Genomic DNA, 17852 nt, shown 5'->3' on the forward strand with positions numbered 1-17852 from the left:
TGCTGTGTGATATATTAAAGCCCGTGGGCTTCCATATCGAGGAAATCCACGGGCTTTGTTGCGCTTTTTTTTACAGCGCCTTTTTTGCATTATTTTGTAGGGAAAACAGCGTTCGCCCACAGTTTCAACGTTTTTTTCTGAAAAAACTACTCCATAAATTCTCCCAAAAGACCACTTGCAATTGCTACAGTTTCAGGACATGGACGCTTCTGATAGTATTCTTTTGTGCGCTTTGCAGGGTCAGGGTCACTAGGTCCGCTCAGACCGAGAAGCTCACGGCAGATGATAGTGTCAGAGCCAAGCTCTTCCTTGAAACGCTTTGCAAAAAGCTGAACACGCTCATAATCCTTGCCCTTTGCCGCCCTGTCACTGCCTATGGTGTTGCCAAATTTCAATCCAAGCACCATGACTGCACCTGTAAATGCTCCGCAAACCTCTCTCATTCTGCCTATTCCGCCGCCAAAGCCCGAAGCTATCTTGTATGCAGTTTCGCTGTCAAGGCCGATATCCTCAGCCCATGCGCCTACTACCGCCTGTGAACAGTTGTAGCCCTCCATGAAAAGAGCCTTTGCTGCCGCTGCTTTTTCCTTATTCATTTTAAAAACTCCTTTTTTGTCATATATTGATTTTTAGTATAGCACAGCTTTAAGTTTTTTTCAAGACGTATTATTGGTTAGTATAGTCTACGTCAAATTGCATAAAATTTTGCCATAAAATTTTGCAATATTTTTATATTGTTAGACAAAACTAACCTATTGACAAATGTACACTAATGTGGTATACTTTAATTACAGCAAGGGAAAAGCTGCAAAGAATAACGCAGATAAAGCGAAAACGCTGGTCTGTGGAAAAGTAAAAAATGATATTAAAATAAGGAGGACAAAAATTATGTCAAAGTTTGTATGTTCAGTATGCGGTTACGTTTATGAGGGCGAGGCTGCTCCAAAGGAGTGTCCTATCTGCCACGCACCAGCAGAAAAGTTCAATAAAGTAGAAGAAACAGCTATCACATGGGCTGACGAGCATAAGGTAGGCGTTGCAGAGGGTCTTGATGAGGAAGTTGTTGCAGGTCTTAGAGAGAACTTCAACGGCGAGTGCTCTGAGGTAGGTATGTATCTTGCAATGGCAAGAGTTGCTTACAGAGAAGGCTATCCTGAGGTAGGTATGTACTATGAGAAGGCTGCTTATGAAGAGGCTGAGCACGCTGCTAAGTTCGCAGAGCTTCTGGGCGAGGTAGTAACACCTTCTACAAAGAAAAATCTCGAGATGAGATATATGGCTGAGAATGGTGCTTGTGAGGGCAAGCTGAAGCTTGCTAAGAGAGCAAAGGAGCTTGGCTATGACGCTATCCATGACACTGTTCATGAAATGGCTAAGGACGAAGCAAGACATGGATGCGGCTTCAAGGGTCTGCTTGACAGATATTTCGCTAACAAGTAATTTATCTTAAAATAGTATAAATTAAAGATTACGACGAATTTTTCCCGAAAAAGGCGGAGGTATTTGAAAAAATACTTCTGTCTTTTTGTTTTATAAAGCCGTTATAAAGACTCAAATCTATTGCAAATGACGTAAAACTGTGGTATAATATCTTAGTATGATAAAATAATGCTTTAGGAGATGATAGTGTGATAGAAACACTGGCGGCGGAAACTGCGACCTTGCAGAACGTTTATGCCCCCTTGCCTTTCAAGGTGCATATGATATTCTGCGTTATCGCTACGCTTTTATATATAACTCAGTTCATAAGGAAAGGCTCTTATCATTATCTTACATTAATGATAGCTATCGACATTACTATAGTTACTCAGTTTACCACAAAAAGCTTTGTTATCGGTATGCTTTTCGGTGCAGAGGTAGCGCTTCTTGCGGCAACAGCTTTTATTTCCCATAGGTTTGCTAAAAAGCAGAAAGCTTTGGAGAATGCCGAGGAAAAGTCGGAAACTGCTCAAAAGGAAGATGAAGAATGAAAATAGTTATACTTGACTCTGAAACAGTTTCAAGAAACGATGTGTCGCTGGAGGGTATAACAGTCCTTGGTGAAAGCATTGTTTATGGTTTTACACCAAATGAACAGGTCGCAGAAAAGATAGGTGACGCTGACGCTGTTATATGTAATAAGTGCCTTATAACAGAGGAGGTATTCTCAAAGTGCAAAAACCTGAAATACGTCGGTCTTTTTGCAACGGGATATAATAATGTTGACCTCTCCGCCGCAGACAGGCATGACGCAGTGGTCTGCAATGTGCCTGCATATTCTACAAACGCAGTGGCACAGCATACTTTTGCACTTATCCTCAACTATTTCAGCAAGATAAGAGAATATGCCGAGAAAGTTGACGAGGGTGGCTGGGTGAATTATAAGCTGTTTTCATATTTTGGTATTCCTACCTATGAGCTTGCAGGAAAAACCATTGGTATAGTAGGCTATGGCGACATAGGAAAGAAAGTTGCTGAGATAGCAAGAGCGTTCGGCATGAAGATCATCACCTTTACACGCTCACCCCAAAAAATAACTGACGGCACGCCTGCGGTAAGCCTTGAAGAACTTCTAAAGACCTCTGATATAGTGACGCTCCATTGTCCTCTTACAAAGGATAATGAGAAAATGATAAATGCCGAAAGCCTTGGCATGATGAAAAAGTCAGCATTTTTCGTCAACACTGCAAGGGGCGGTCTTGTGGACGAAAAGGCTCTTGCACAGGCTCTTGAAAATGAAGTCATTGCAGGGGCAGGAATTGATGTTCTCACAAACGAGCCAATGAGTGAAGACTGCCCTCTCAGAAACGCAAAGAACTGCACTGTTACCCCTCACATAGCATGGGCGCCAAAGCAGACGAGAGAAAGGCTTCTTGAAACTGTTGCGCAGAACTTGAAAATGTGGATAGAGGGTACGCCGCAGAATGTTGTCAACGGAAAATAACAATAAGGACATGATAAAAATGATAGATATGACAAAAAAGAAAAGAGTTGTGGTAAAGGTAGGAACTTCTACTCTTACTCACAGCACGGGGCTTCTTAATATACGCCGTGTGGAACAGCTCGTTAAAACTCTTGCCGATCTGCAAAATGCAGGGCATGAGATAATCCTTGTATCAAGCGGTGCGGTGGGTCTTGGCAGAGCAAAGCTGGGCATAAAGGAAAGACCCAAGGACACTCCCACAAGACAGGCTTGTGCGGCGGTGGGTCAGTGTGAGCTTATGTATCTTTACGATAATCTTTTCTCTGAATACAGCCTTAATGTGGCTCAGCTTCTGCTTACAAAGTATATTCTTCTGGAGGACAGACGCATAAATGTGCAGAACGCTCTCAACCGCATCATAGAGCTTGGTTCTATCCCTATTGTGAACGAGAACGATACGGTGTCTATTGATGAGCTGGAGCTTGAAATGGGTGAGAACGATTCTCTTGCGGCAAATGTTGCGGTGCTTGCTAATGCAGATCTGCTTATAATAATGTCTGATATTGAGGGACTTTTTGACAAAGACCCTCATAAGTATGATGACGCTGAGCTTATTCCTGTTGTGCCTGAGATAACAGAGGAGATAAAGGCTATTGCAGGGGGTGCAGGTTCTTCACTTGGCACAGGCGGAATGGCGACAAAGATAAAAGCCGCTGAGATATGCAAAAATGGCGGAATAGATCTTATAATAATGAATGGCAGAGATCCAAGACATTTGTATAAGGTATTTGAAAATAAACCTATAGGAACACTTTTTACAGCTAACGGGGAGGTATAGTAAAAATGAGTTACATCGATATTTTGGGACAGAAAGCAAAAGCTTGCAAAAAGGATATCGCCTTCGCTTCAACAACACAGAAAAATGACGCACTTCTTGAGATCGCACATATCCTGAGAGTTTGCAAGGACGATATTATCGAAGCAAACAAGGTTGACCTTGAAAACGGCAGAATGAGAAAAATGTCTGAGGCAATGCTTGACAGACTTGCACTCAATGACAGCCGTATCGAGGGCATGGCAAAGGCTTGCGAGGAGCTTGCACAGCTTGACGACCCTGTGGGCGAGGTAGTTTCAGGCTCAACAAGACCTAACGGCATGAAGATCGAGAAAGTAAGAGTTCCAATGGGTGTTATAGGCATTATTTTTGAAGCCAGACCTAACGTTACTGTAGACGGCGCTATACTTTGCCTTAAAAGTGGAAACGCTGTTATACTCAGGGGCGGAAAGGAAGCAATAAACTCAAACAAAATGCTTGCCGACCTTATGAGAAAGGCTGTTGAAAGGGCAGGTTTCAGCCCTGACATCATTCAGCTTGTGGAGGATACTGACAGAGGCATCGCTCTTGATATGATGAAAGCTAATGATTATATTGATGTTCTTATCCCAAGAGGAGGCGCACAGCTTATAAAGGCTGTTGTACAGTCTGCCACTGTGCCTGTTATCGAGACCGGCACAGGAAACTGTCACGTTTATGTTGACGCAAGTGCGGATATAAAAATGGCTGTGAACATTGTTGATAACGGCAAGACCTCACGTCCGTCTGTATGCAACGCAGTTGAAAGCTGTCTTGTTCACAGGGATATCGCAGAGGATTTTCTCCCGAAGCTTAAAGAAAGACTTGACAAGCACCACGTTGAGATAAGAGGCTGTGAGCTTACAAGGCAGATACTTGGTCCTGAAAACGTTACTCCTGCTGATGATGACGATTATGCAACAGAGTTTCTTGACTATATAATCTCTATCAAGGTCGTTGACGACATGGCGGAAGCCCTTGAACATATCGACAGTTTTTCTACAGGACATTCTGAGTGTATCGTTACGGAAAGCCTTTTTGCCGCACAGGAATTTCAAAAGCGTGTTGACTCAGCGGCAGTATATGTAAACTGCTCAACAAGATTTACAGACGGCGGAATGTTCGGCCTTGGTGCTGAGATAGGCATTTCCACTCAGAAGCTTCATGCAAGAGGTCCTATGGGTCTTAGAGAAATGACCACCACAAAGTATCTTATCTCTGGCAACGGACAGATAAGAGAATAGATATTAATGAGGAGTTAGGAGTGAGGAATGAGGAATGAAGGTATCGCCTGCGGCGATAATATTTCTCTCTGTAGGGACGAACAGTGTTCGCCCGTTTACTCTATAATTTGATATATTACAAAAAAAGAGGTAATTATAATGATAAAAGCTATGAATATTTCTTATGAGATAGGCGATAAGCTTTATCTCAACATCACAAACAAGTGCCCATGCAACTGCACATTCTGTATTCGTCACAACGGTGACGGTGCTTATGGCTCTGACCCACTGTGGCTGGAACATCAGCCAACTGCCGAAGAGGTAATAGACAACATCAAAAAGCGTGACCTTGACAGCTACAAGGAAATTATTTTCTGCGGCTATGGCGAGCCTACCTGTGAGCTTGAAATACTCAAAGAAACTGCAAAGTATATAAAGTCTGTTACAAAGACACCTGTAAGGATCAACACAAATGGTCTTAGCGACCTTATCAACAAGCGTGAAACTCCTACTGAGTTCAAGGGACTTGTTGATATAATCTCAATAAGTCTTAACGCTTCTGACGCAAAGGCTTATGACGAGGTAACAAGACCCTCATTCAAGGGTGTGAACTGTTTTGAAGAAATGCTCTCTTTTGCAAAAAGAGTGAAAGAGTTCGTGCCGGAGGTAATGCTCACTGTGGTTGATATAATCGGCGAAGAGGAGATAAAAAAATCTCAGGCGGTTGCTGACAGCGTGGGTATACATCTCAGAGTCAGAGAATATGTTGATTAATATTTTGTAAACAATATATTAAGTTTTATATTTGCTCAATATTCCGTTTTCAGCAAACATCTAAGTGATGTCGGAACAATAACCGAGTGCTGAAAACGGATATTTTTTTGTTCGATAATAAAAAGAAAGCTTGGTAGAAAAAATGGAAAAGGAAAAGATAAGATGTCTTGTTTTGCAGGCAGGACAGGGGAACAGAGCAGCTTTCGGCGAGCTTTACGAAGAAACGGGCAGGAGCGTATATTTTAACTGCCTGAAGCTTCTTGGAAATGCTCAGCAGGCAGAGGATATAACTCAGGACACTTTCATGAAAGCTCTTGAAAAGCTTGACAGCCTTAAAGAGCCTGAGAATTTCTCAGCATGGGTAAACCGCATTGCCATAAACAACTGCAAAATGTATTTCAGGAAAAATCCCCGCACTGCGGAGGAGGAGTCGGAAAAGATAATCGACGATACGCCCGACAGCGAGCTTATCCCTGACGATTATGCCGACAGCGAAGAAAAACGCAGGATAATAATGAACATTATCGACACCGCTCTCACTGACGAACAGCGTCAGACAATAATACTTTACTATTTTGATATGATGAGCGTGGCTGAGATAGCAGAGATAATGGAATGTTCTGTTGGCACTGTCACTTCCCGTCTTAGCGCTGCAAGAAAGAAGATAAGGGAGGCGGTGCTTATTTACGAAAAGAAAAACAATGACAGGCTTCATGCTGTTATGCCTATACCTGTTCTGTCAAAGATATTTATGCAGGAATGTCAGCATTTGAAGCTGCCTGAATTATCCGTTTTCAGCAACACGGCAGCCGCCGAGGATATTGTTCCCGATAAAAATACTACAATAAGTAAATCGGGAGGAAAAGGTATGTTTTCAACAGTAAAAGCAAAAGTAATAGCAGGAGTAGTCGCATTGGCAGTAGTAGGTGGAGGTATCACAGCGGTGGTGCTTGCAAACAGAGATAAGACAGCAGATGCTGATAAGCCAAACACAGCCGTTCAGACAGACGCACAGGGGGAAGTGAACGAGCAGGAGATAGAGGACAATCTAAACGAACTTGATGAAAATGCTGATAATGAAGATAATGTTACTGACGATGATGCAAGCGGTACAAATTCAAACAGCGAGTTTGAAGTGGCTGTTTACACTGTTTCTGATGAGATAAAAAATGCTGATCTTTCGTCAGGTCTTGTTCAGCTCAACGGTGACATCATGCAGGTGGGCGGATATATAAAAACGTCTGATTTCTATGCAAAATATGCTGACGAATACAGCTTTGTATACTGCGACGGTGGTCACTATGAGGATAAAAAGGGCGAAATGCTCAATTATCGTGTAGGTGCTGACAATTATTTCGGCGGTGAATGGTGGGATAGCTATTACATGACCCTTATCCCAAATGTCGAGCCGCAGGGAGATGAGATAACGGTCTATGTTGCAAACCTCACAAACCCTGACGGACAGGTATCTCTTGCAGACAGCTATGTGGTATGGGCAGAGGAAACGCCTATGTCAAACGATATTTACACCCCTGCTTGGATACCGACCGGTATGCCAACAAGGCTTTGCTATGATGTCACAAGCACAAAGAAGCTTGATGAGATATATGACAACATAGATGATTATTCAGCACGATCAGTGCAGGAGATGCTTGCTTCTCAGGGCATCTCAAAGGGCGAGAACAGCATTTCAGGAAACTATCTTTCCTATGTTTACTCACAGGGCGATATGTCAATGAGCGGAACATACTGTGTGAACAGCGACACTGACCCTGATGTTTTCGTTGCATATGTTTTAGGCGAGAAAAATGCCGCAGGGCTAACACCTCTCTACAGATATCATTTTGCCTTCGATACAAATTCAAAAAAGCTTTATGAAAGTAGAATGTATCTTGCAGGTATGTTCTGAAAAACCTATCCCTCACATTTGTGGGGGATATTTTTTGCTCGTTGACAGGCATTTTGTTATGTGATATAATTATTTCGGCAATATTATAATAATAAGTATTAATTATATGTAAACTATATATGAAAATTTTGAATTTGCTCAACAAATCGTCTGCGTTTTGCATCTAACTAATGTCGGGACTGATAAAACAGCGGACGAGAAAACGGCAATTCGGAAAGAAAGAGCAGGTCAAAAACATGGAAAAAGATGATATCAAAAAGCTTGTATTGCAGGCGGCACAGGGAAACAAGGCGGCGTTCGGTGCGCTTTATGAAGAAACGGGCAGAACAGTGTATTTTAGCTGTCTGAAGCTTCTTGGCGACCCACAGCTTGCAGAGGATATCACTCAGGAAACTTATCTTAAAGCCCTTCAAAAGCTTGGCACTCTTGCACAGCCTGAGAATTTTCCAGCATGGGTAAACAGGATAGGGATAAATCTCTGCAAAATGCACTTTAGAAACAATTCCGCCCCTGAGGACAACTCAGAGGAGATAATAGAGGAGATCCCTGACGAGGGGCTTATCCCGGAGGAATATGTGAGCAATGACGCTAAAAGAAAGATAATAATGGATATTATCGACACTGTTCTCACAGAGGAGCAAAGACAGTCGGTGATACTGTATTATTTCGATATGCTCACAGTGCCTGAGATAGCAGAGGTAATGAACTGCACCACAGGTACAGTAACTTCCCGCCTTAGTGCCGCAAGAAAAAAGATAAAGGAGGCGGTGCTTATATACGAGGAAAACAACAACGACAGACTTCATGCTGTCGTGCCTGTATTTATTCTTTCAAAGCTTCTTAATAAAGAGGCTTCAAACACCGTTCTTCCGAAACTTACCGTTTTCACAGGCTCAGCCTCAGCCGCTAATGCAGTTCCCGATAGCGTAACATCAACAAAAACTATATCGGGAGGAAAAGGAATGTTTTCAACAGTAAAAGCAAAGGTTATAGCAGGCGTTTGTGCAGTGGCAGTTGTGGGCGGAGGTATCACAGCGGCGGTAATGCTTAGTTCAAATAATAGTGATGACGATGATAATAATGATATTGTTGTTGCTTCTTCACAAAATGACAGCACAGCTTCAAAGGGCGATGAAGACGTGTCTGATACCGCTAAGGATAACAAAGACAGCGACTTATATTGGATAGACAGCTTTCAGGGCGGCACGCCGTCAGATACTTTGCCGCAGGATATTTTCGGCAGCAAAATATCAGTGCCTGTTGACCTTAGTGCCATAGACGGCGGCAATGCCAATATGAAAATGTACGGCGACGATATTGGCAGATCTAGTGATATTATGAGCGTTGATAAAATGATAGGTGAAAACAGTGACGTTGAGATAACCTTCGTTTCATCAGATGAGAGCCAAACAAACTACGACCTTACCAGTGCAAACCCATTTGACCGTGACGCAAGTGTGGCTGACATTCTCAAGGAAAACAGCTGGAGCATTACCATACCTTTAGAAGAGGCTGTGGATACCTCCGACTGGGAGTATGAAAGCTACGGCAACTACAGCAATAAAGAAGATCTTGATAAAATAATCGACAAAATGGGCTGCCCTACAAGCATTTATATGAACAGCGAATATGACGGCATGGACGATTATAAATGCTATACAATGTATTGGGAGAACGTTGACTATACAATTTCACTCGGCGTGGTGGAAACATATAGTAATTACGAAGAGTATGACGTAGTGCTTGATTACTTCTCGGTTTCCGATTTCACATACTACAGCAAAAACTATCCGCAGGAAGAAATACACGAAAAAGACGGAGAGGCTGTTTTCACATCTGAGTATACAGGCATAACAACACCGGGCGAGAGCACTGTAAACACTGATGAGAACAGAGTAAAGGTATATGATGACCTCAAGACCCTCGACCTTACTTCAGACGCTGCTCTGCCTAAGGATATAAGCGTTAGCTATAAGGGCATAGACCACGTTTTCACAGGCAATGAGCTTATTGATGATGTAAGAGCAGAAATGGCGGATACACCTGACGATGAATACGATTCTGCTCTTTGCTACGGAAAAACAAGCTCGACTGTGGATAATATCATCATCTTCGACTTCTGGCTCAACAGCGATCATACCCTCCATAAGATAAGAATGAGTTTCACCACCGAAAGCGACTGCTCAATATTCGGTATAACAAAAAATTCAACTCCTGAGGAGATGGCTGCGATTCTCGGCACACCTGAGGTCAGCGACAGAAACGGCAAAGATCAGTTTCTTGATTGGAAGAGCGATTCCATGAGCGTGAACGCATATTACTATGACGGCGTTTTGCAGTCTATACAGGCTTACTTTGAAAACTAGGCGGCTTTTATTTGACAACATAAGCGGTATGTGCTATAATATTTTATATTAATGCTTTACTATGATAAAATATAGAGAGGATAATGTAAAATGAGCGAAAAGCTTTGGAGAAAAAACCTTATAAATATAGAGCCATACGTTGCAGGGGAACAGCCTAAAAACGATAAGATAATAAAGCTCAATGCAAATGAAAACCCTTATCCGCCGTCACCAAAGGTAAAGGCAATATTGGAGGGGAAAACTATTGCAGAGCTTAGAAAATACCCTAGTGCTGATGCTTCTGCACTGAGAACGGCGCTTGCGGAGCGTGTGGGACTGAATAGCGAAAATGTTTTCTGCGGAAACGGTTCAGACGATGTGCTTGCCACAGCTTTCAGAGCATTTTTCAACTCTGATAAGCCTATACTTTATCCTGATATAACTTATTCGTTCTATCCTGTGTGGTGTGAGCTTCTGAAGATACCATACAAGACTAAGAGCGTTGACGATGATTTTGTAATAAATATCGAGGATTTCAAAGAGCCTAACGGTGGCGTTGTTATACCAAACCCTAATGCTCCGACAAGCCTTGGTGTGGGTGAGAAATTTATAAGAGAACTTCTTGAAAACAATCAGGACAGCATTGTTATAATCGACGAGGCATATGTGGATTTCGGCAGATATTCCTGCGTGGAGCTTGTGAAAGAGTACGATAATCTCGTTGTAACACAGACTTTCTCAAAGTCACGTTCCCTTGCAGGCATGAGAGTGGGCATGGCTTTTGCAAGTGCTGAGCTTATCAGCTATATGCGGGCTGTAAAGGACTCATACAATTCCTATCCTCTCGACCAGATAGCCATAGAAACTGCCGTTGCAAGCCTTTCTGACGAGGATTATTTCAAGGCGACAGTTGAAAAGGTCAAGGCAACAAGGGATAGAACAGCGGAAAAAATGCGTGAAATGGGCTTCAACGTCCTTGACAGCGAAACGAATTTTCTCTTTGCACAGCATGAAAAGCTCTCTGCAAAGGAGATCTTCACATACCTCCGTGAAAATGGTATCTTCGTGAGATATTTCAACAAGCCGAGAATAGATAACTTCCTGAGAATTACTATCGGCACAGACGAGGAAATGGATCTTATGCTTGAAAAGCTTTCGGAGATATGCAAATAATATAGTTATCACAAAAGCTTATGGATATATCTATTCAGTGTAGGGGCAAACAGTGTTCGCACCTTAGTTTCTGATTTTTTTGAAAGACTTTTGTTCGGGCGGCTCTGACCGCCCTTTTTTGTGCCTTATCCCTTAAAATCAGAGCATAAAGGTATTGAAAATCAGAAAATGTTGTGATATAATTATCATAAGTAATTATTGCCTGAAGAAAGGATATGTATATATGTTGATAAATTCACTGGCGGCGCTTGCGCTTGGCTTTGCGCTGGATATGCTCCTTGGCGACCCTGAAGTAGTGGTCTATCCTCAGTATTTTATAAAAAAGCTTGTGGCAAAACTTGATAAGTCTTTCAGAAACAGCTATAAAAACACCCCCGAAGCACAGCGTATGGCAGGTCTTATGATGACTGTGATAGTGCTTCTTATAGTTGCCGCTGTGGCATTGCTTCTTCTATTCGTGGGCTATAAGCTAAATGCCGCACTTGGCATCTTCCTCGAGGGCATAATGTGCTGGTCAGCGCTTTCTGTAAAGTCCCTTAAAACTGCAGCAGGGGGCGTAATGCGTGCGGCAAGGGCAGGCAATCTTTCTTCGGCACAGCGTAAAGTAAAAAAAGTCACATTCCGTGACACCGACGATATGAACATTGACGCTGTTATAAAAAGTACGGTGGAGTCGGTTGCAGAGAACACCACAGATTGGGCGGTCGCACCTATTTTCTGGTCTGCGATATTCGGTGGTCTGGGCGGAATACTCTACAGAACAGTGAATATTATCGACAACACAGTGGGCTATAAAACAGACACATACATAAACTTCGGCAAATTTCCTGCAAAGCTGGACGACGTTCTCAGCTTTATACCTGCAAGAATAGCCGCTCTGCTTATGAAAATGAACGTTTCTTATCTTCACCTTGACAGCAAGAACGCTTCTCAGGTATACAAAAAAGACAGAAGAAAATCCCCTAGTCCTAATTCAGCGCAAACTCAGTCGGTGTGTGCAGGTGCATTGGGTATCCAGCTTGGCAGTGATGAGTATTACGGCGGACAGCTTGTAAGAAAGCCTGTTATAGGCAGAAATCTAAAGCCATGCGAGCCTAACGATATATTCTGGGCAAATCAGCTTTTGCTTGGCACATCGTTCTATGCTATGCTTTTTACAGCCGTTATAAGAACGGCACTGTTCTTTGTGATATGATATAAAATAACAATAGCCGAGAGGTAAATGCCCCTCGGCTTTGTTTTTATAGTGTAGAGGCGACCTTGGGTCGCCCGCTTATCGTTAGTTTCTGTGCAAAAAAAAGACCTCCCACCAAGAGAGGTCTTTTGTGTTATCAGTGGTTTCTGTACCAATCACGAATGAACTTGCCGCTTGCTGTGAGCTGTGAAGTGCCGCTCTTTATAGCTTTGAGGTTCGTACCGCTAACGAATGCGGAAGCCGTTTCGCTCTTTCCGCAGGCTGACCAGTTTATGTAGCCCACTTTTAGTGAGTCGAGAAGCTTGAGCCATTTTGTGCTTTCTGCTGAGTTATATCCGCCGTTTCCGCTTGCGTCGCAAGTTCCGAACTCAGATACAAGAACAGGAAGTCCCTTGTTGTAGCAGTTCTTAAGTCTGTTTCTCAGCCAATCAGTGTGAGAGTTTGCATAGAAGTGAAGAGCATAAACGCAGTTTTTGTCTGAAAGCTTGTTGCCAAGCACCTGATCTATGTCCTGACTCCATGTGCCTGTACCGCAAATTATGATAGCGTCACTGTCGTATTTTCTGATAGCGCTTACAACGCTCTGGCAGTAACTTTTTATGCCGCCTGTCCATGTTACACCGCCGTTAGGCTCGTTGCAGATCTCATAAATAACGTTATTGTAGTTCTTGTAGGTCTTAGCCATTTCTGTGAAGAACTTGATAGCTTCATTTTTGTGGTTGTTAGGGTTTTGGTCATTGAGAACGTGCCAGTCGATTATAGCATACATTCCAAGAGACTTTGCGTTCTCAACGCCTGTCTTGACTTTCTGCTTTGCCTGTGCCTGATACTTGCCGTTCTCGGTGCAGTAGCCACCCCATTCTTCTGTGTACATTGCAATTCTTATAGTGTTGACCTTCCAGTCATCTCTCAGCACTTTAAGAGAGTCCTTTGTAAGGATATCGGAGAAATCTTCCCACATGATGCCGTGAGTTGACATACCCTTTATCTTGAATATCTTGCCGTTCTTGTCAACAATATTCGCACCCTTTACAGAAAGCTGACCATGCTGTGAAACTGGGGTCACAACAGCAGGAGCTTTAGATGTGGTAGCGGATACCTCTGCAGAATATTTTCCATAGTGGTTGGCTTTCTTGTCGTCTGTCTTGCAGGCTCTTATCTTGAACTTGTATGTGGTCTTCTGGCTGAGATTTTTTACAGTGTAGCTTGTGCCTGTGGTCTTTGCAATCTCTTTCCACTGACCATTTTTAAGCTGAAATATTCTGTAATTTGTGCATCCTATCTTTGTCCATGAAAGCTTTACGCTGTTGTAGGAAACGCTTGATACTTTAAGACCCTTTGCAGGCTGTGGGTTCGTGGCGGTGTTCCAGTTGTTTGAATATGCGCCGTATACCTTTTTTCCTTTCACGGTCTTGTAGGCTCTTACCTTGAAGTTTTCACGGGTAGCATTTGGCAGTTTTTTCACAGTGTATGTGAGGGTCGAGCCACTTTTTACGTCTGCGATCTGCGGATATTTACCGTTTTTTCTCATACAAACTGAGTATCCCGAAGCTCCGCTGACCTTTTTCCAGCTAAGCTTTATCTCGCTGTTGCTAAGTGTTTTTGAAGTAAGCCCTGTGACTTTTCCGACGCTTGCCGCTTCAACAGTTATCGCCGTCTGCGAAAGAAGCGGCGTTTTGTCCACAGCAGGCAGTGCCGCCGCAGCCGACATGAGTGTTACCGAAGTCAGCAGCACAGCGGCGGCTTTCTTCAGGTCAATAAATTTTCCCATAATTTTTCCTCCAATAATGAATATTGTAACTTTTCATTCATATTTATTATAAGTTTAACATATTTTCATTCATTTGTAAACAGCAAAAGCCTATTTTAAAACTTAAATACTTCACAAATTTTAAATTCGTTCATTGGTGAAAATGTAATAAATCCTCCCTATTTACTATAGAAGTACGAAAAATGAATAAATTACAAATGATTAAAAAACGGTAACAAGAGCTTTTTTGGACAGTTGAAAACTACAGTTGAAAACTTTTGAAAATGTTGAAAACTATGTTGAAAATGTTTAAAACTCATGCTATAACAGCAATTTGGTGTTGAAAATTATAAAGTTTTCAACAATCGTCCGTTTTTTTACCCTTGTCTGTAACCAAAATGTAATCAAATCATTACATTGTGATATCCAAAAAAATGTACTTGAAAGAGTTGAAAATGTACAGAATATTATTTGATTTGTAATCATTGTGTAACGTGGTTTACTTTATCTCATAAAGTAAGTGAATTTTACATTCTAACGCATAAATAATAAAAATCATGCCTGTTTTGGTAAAAACTGCTATTGACATCGTGCCATAGACAGTGTATATTGTTAGTAAATCATATTTACACAATAGTACATGACAAATGTCAATTGACAGTTGGAACGTGGTGTGCTATACTTGATTTATTCACAAAAAATATAATGATACAGACAAAGAAAGGAATGGTGAAACGATGGAAACTGTTTTACAGGTCAAAGGGCTTTCAAAGCAGTACAAAAAAGGCATTTACGCCTCACATAACGTCACTTTTGACGTTGGAAAGGGCGAGATATTTGCGCTGATAGGTCCAAACGGTGCAGGAAAGACCACGACCATAAGAATGATATCAACACTTTTGCAGGCAACAGAGGGCGACGCTATCGTGGCAGGTCATAGTATTCTCACTGAACCTGATATGGTAAGAAAAAGCATTACATACCTCCCTGACGAGGCTGGTGCGTATAAGACCATGACAGGCAGAGAATATCTGGAATTCATGGCTTCTATCTATGCCGACAACGGAGAACAGGCTTACGAGTTTGTTAAGCGTGGCTGTGAGATATGCGAGCTTGGTGACAGGCTTAACGATAAAATATCAAATTATTCCCGTGGTATGGCAAGAAAGCTTCTCCTTGCAAGGGCGATAATGCCGCTCCCTGCACTGGCTATCCTTGACGAGCCGACTTCGGGACTTGATATTATAAACGCCCTTGAAATAAGAAGAATGATAAGAAAGCTTGCTTCTGAGGGCATGAGCTTTCTGCTTTCTTCCCACAATATGCTTGAAATAGAGTATGTTTCAGACAGAGTGGGTATAATTGCAAAGGGTGAGTTGCTGGAGGTCGGCAAGCCTGCGGAGCTTATTGAAAAATATGGCGCTCAGAACCTTGAAGAAGTCTTTGAAAGGGTGGTGCTTGACCGTGAAGGTTTATAGTCTTTTCCGCAAGGAATTAAAGGAAATGCTCAGTCTGCAAACTATTATAACAATGATAGTCACAGTAGTGGTGCTTGTTATGGCAGGTCAGGCAATGTCAGGGGCAATAAGTGACAGTGCCGAAAAGGCTTCCGACCTTACTATCTGCGACCTTGACAAAACAGAGTTCACAGAAAACGTTTTAAACTCTCTGAAAGCTACTGCAAAGGCTGGTGACGGTAAGATAACAGTTGTAGATATAAAGTCTGACGACTATGCCGCAGAGCTTAAAAGGCTCGATCAGGACAGCGTTGTGATAATACCAAAAGGCTTTACAGAGCAGGTAAAACAGCATAAAAAGGCAGACGTTGGATATGTTCAGAGAATGACCTCTCTTGCAACCATGTCAAATATAAACACAGGCTCGGACACTGCCCTTGCAGTTATACAGCAGGCAGTAAAATCAACTATCTATCAGGATAAGCTTTCAAGCGGCACAATGACAGAGGACGAAATGAATCAGCTTGAAGACCCTGTACTGCTTTCTGAAACAACGGTTGTTGGCGACAAGGCAGATAAAGTGAGCAGTTCTGTAGTGATGTCCCTTTGCTCAGCACAGAGCATGGTAGTGCCTATAATAATGTTCGTTCTTATAATGTTCTCGGCTCAGATGATACTTAGCGCGATCTCTACCGAGAAAATAGATAAGACCCTTGAAACGCTTCTTTCCGCACCTGTTTCAAGACTTTCAGTTCTTGCGTCAAAAATGCTTGCCGCAGGTGTTGTTGCGGCTTTGCAGGCTGTGGTCTATATGTTCGGCATGAGCAAAATGACAGGCGGTCTTACGGAGGGCATGGGAGATACCTCGGCATATGAATCTGCAATGGAAAACCTTGGTCTTACTATGAGCATTGGACAGTATGCTCTTGTGGGAATACAGATGTTTGTGTCTATCCTTATCTCATTGTCACTCTCAATGGTATTAGGCGCACTTGCAAAAGACGCAAAATCTGCCCAGACAATGCTTTTGCCTATAACCTTCTCCGCAATGATACCATATCTTCTTGCAATGGTAGTTGATATCAGAACGCTTTCACCTGTTATAAAGTATATCGTCTATGCTATACCGTTCACCCATACCTTTATGGCAAGCGAGAACGTAATGTTTGGCAACTACAGCCTTTATGCAGGGGGACTTATCTATCAGATAGTGCTTCTTATAGTGTGCATGACTGTCGCACTGAAAATCTTCATGAGCGACAAGATATTCACAATGTCAATAGGCGGAAAGCAGAGAACAAGAAAGTCATTTGCTTTTAAGAAGAAATAATATCACATAAAAGCGTATAATTACGCCACTTATATGTAGGGGAGCGACTCAATTTCTGTTTTACAGAAATACGGCGTCCCACCATATAGGTTTTATCGCAAAACAAAAAACCGCTGCGGATCTTTCTCCGTGGCGGTTTTGCTTTGTGCTATTTAATTTTCTGAAGTTTTAAGCCCCGTGTCCTCGTCAACAATGCCGTTATCCTGCGTGATATTGAAAATGCACCATTTTCCGCTGCATTTTCCAACGTAGATGTAAAGCTTTGCGTCCTCACTGCCCTTTGAGCCTTTGAAAGTCACGTTCGTTACTATCTCATAAGCCTCTGAAACATTCGGTGCAGAGCCGTAAAAGCTTTTGTATTCGCTCAGGTCATATTCAGACTTGTCAAGCTTTGTTTCTCTTCCGAAAGATACGTCAATAGTGTAATCAGAACCATAGCTTTCAATGAAATCACCGTAAAGGACTTCTTTCATAACCTGCTCTTTGCCATATCCGCCTTCGGTTCGCTGCTGTTCGTATTCGTTCTTCATCTCTTTTGGAAAGCACTCCACGAATGAGTCGAAATCGCTTGTCTGTATGGACTTGAAGTATTTTTCTATTACCTCTGTCTTTGTGGAGCTGAAAATAACTCCGCTTTTGTATAGCACAGCCACGATAACGCCTATAACAACTACCGCCACAATGGCAAGGGTCTTTTTGCCTGCGTTGGGATCATAGTGACGCTTTATCTCAGTGTCCTCTTTTTTTTCCTTTTCCCACTCGGCGTAAAGCTCTTTTTCCTCCTCCGTCCTGAAACGTTCAGGCTTTGTGGGCTTTTTGTATTTGTCGGCGGCGTGGGTCTTTAAGTTTGGGTCGCCATAGCCGCACTTGTCGCAGTGATCTCCCTCATAATAGTTTCCACATGATTTGCAAAGTTTTGACATTTTTGTACCTCGTGTCTG

The 17852-nt window shown here is 42.4% G+C and carries 15 protein-coding genes; 12 read left to right on the forward strand and 3 right to left on the reverse strand.

The genetic code is table 11. The features are described 5' to 3' along the window. Positions 1-146 precede the first annotated feature (146 nt). Complete coding sequence (locus AB5Z01_RS03635) at positions 147-596, reverse strand: C-GCAxxG-C-C family protein (RefSeq protein WP_022287214.1); 450 nt, start codon at positions 594-596, stop codon at positions 147-149. A 292-nt stretch (positions 597-888) separates the two neighbouring features. Here AB5Z01_RS03635 and AB5Z01_RS03640 point away from each other — a divergent pair, with 292 nt between their 5' ends. The 10 genes from AB5Z01_RS03640 to cbiB all read left to right on the forward strand — a co-directional run bounded on the left by AB5Z01_RS03640 (position 889) and on the right by cbiB (position 12374). After that, positions 889-1440 carry an NADH peroxidase gene (locus AB5Z01_RS03640; protein ID WP_138336784.1) on the forward strand — a complete coding sequence of 184 codons (552 nt, stop codon included), beginning with the start codon at positions 889-891 and terminating at the stop codon, positions 1438-1440. Positions 1441-1628: 188 nt separating this feature from the next. Further along, the gene (locus tag AB5Z01_RS03645; RefSeq protein WP_287216342.1) at positions 1629-1970 is read left to right on the forward strand and encodes a hypothetical protein; all 342 of its coding nucleotides are present in this window, start codon (positions 1629-1631) and stop codon (positions 1968-1970) included. Continuing rightward, on the forward strand, positions 1967-2923 hold the full coding sequence (locus AB5Z01_RS03650) for a D-2-hydroxyacid dehydrogenase (RefSeq protein WP_287216343.1): 957 nt from the start codon (positions 1967-1969) through the stop codon (positions 2921-2923). The genes AB5Z01_RS03645 and AB5Z01_RS03650 overlap by 4 nt, the downstream gene beginning before the upstream one ends. A gap of 19 nt (positions 2924-2942) precedes the next feature. Continuing rightward, positions 2943-3740, forward strand: coding sequence for a glutamate 5-kinase (proB, locus tag AB5Z01_RS03655; RefSeq protein WP_022287218.1), 798 nt, complete (start codon positions 2943-2945; stop codon positions 3738-3740). 5 nt (positions 3741-3745) lie between these two features. Then, positions 3746-4999 carry a glutamate-5-semialdehyde dehydrogenase gene (locus AB5Z01_RS03660; protein ID WP_195221381.1) on the forward strand — a complete coding sequence of 418 codons (1254 nt, stop codon included), beginning with the start codon at positions 3746-3748 and terminating at the stop codon, positions 4997-4999. Between the two features lie 138 nt (positions 5000-5137). Then, positions 5138-5752 (forward strand): TIGR04100 family radical SAM protein, encoded by a 615-nt coding sequence (locus AB5Z01_RS03665; RefSeq protein WP_243271256.1) that lies wholly within the window; start codon positions 5138-5140, stop codon positions 5750-5752. A gap of 142 nt (positions 5753-5894) precedes the next feature. After that, the gene (locus tag AB5Z01_RS03670) at positions 5895-7661 is read left to right on the forward strand and encodes an RNA polymerase sigma factor (RefSeq protein WP_287216344.1); all 1767 of its coding nucleotides are present in this window, start codon (positions 5895-5897) and stop codon (positions 7659-7661) included. A gap of 236 nt (positions 7662-7897) precedes the next feature. Further along, complete coding sequence (locus AB5Z01_RS03675) at positions 7898-10027, forward strand: RNA polymerase sigma factor (protein WP_287216345.1); 2130 nt, start codon at positions 7898-7900, stop codon at positions 10025-10027. 90 nt (positions 10028-10117) lie between these two features. Continuing rightward, positions 10118-11179, forward strand: a complete 1062-nt coding sequence (hisC, locus tag AB5Z01_RS03680) for a histidinol-phosphate transaminase (RefSeq protein WP_287216346.1) — start codon at positions 10118-10120, stop codon at positions 11177-11179. A 223-nt stretch (positions 11180-11402) separates the two neighbouring features. After that, the gene (gene cbiB, locus AB5Z01_RS03685; protein ID WP_022287224.1) at positions 11403-12374 is read left to right on the forward strand and encodes an adenosylcobinamide-phosphate synthase CbiB; all 972 of its coding nucleotides are present in this window, start codon (positions 11403-11405) and stop codon (positions 12372-12374) included. Between the two features lie 136 nt (positions 12375-12510). On the opposite strand, the gene AB5Z01_RS03690 is transcribed toward cbiB, so the two are convergent. Further along, the gene (locus AB5Z01_RS03690) at positions 12511-14145 is read right to left on the reverse strand and encodes a cellulase family glycosylhydrolase (protein ID WP_302838636.1); all 1635 of its coding nucleotides are present in this window, start codon (positions 14143-14145) and stop codon (positions 12511-12513) included. A gap of 716 nt (positions 14146-14861) precedes the next feature. On the opposite strand from AB5Z01_RS03690, the gene AB5Z01_RS03695 reads away from it, so the two are divergent. Both AB5Z01_RS03695 and AB5Z01_RS03700 read left to right on the forward strand, forming a co-directional pair. Then, positions 14862-15602, forward strand: coding sequence for an ABC transporter ATP-binding protein (locus AB5Z01_RS03695; RefSeq protein ID WP_368365332.1), 741 nt, complete (start codon positions 14862-14864; stop codon positions 15600-15602). Further along, positions 15589-16911: an ABC transporter permease gene (locus AB5Z01_RS03700; RefSeq protein WP_368365333.1), complete on the forward strand. Its 1323-nt coding sequence runs from the start codon at positions 15589-15591 to the stop codon at positions 16909-16911. The genes AB5Z01_RS03695 and AB5Z01_RS03700 overlap by 14 nt, the downstream gene beginning before the upstream one ends. A 152-nt stretch (positions 16912-17063) precedes the next feature. On the opposite strand, the gene AB5Z01_RS03705 is transcribed toward AB5Z01_RS03700, so the two are convergent. Then, complete coding sequence (locus AB5Z01_RS03705; protein WP_195221387.1) at positions 17064-17834, reverse strand: hypothetical protein; 771 nt, start codon at positions 17832-17834, stop codon at positions 17064-17066. Between the last annotated feature and the right edge of the window lie 18 nt (positions 17835-17852).

Source organism: Ruminococcus sp. RTP21359st1_H3_RTP21359_211015 (assembly GCF_040909065.1).
In the GTDB taxonomy this organism is placed as follows: domain Bacteria; phylum Bacillota; class Clostridia; order Oscillospirales; family Ruminococcaceae; genus Hominimerdicola; species Hominimerdicola aceti.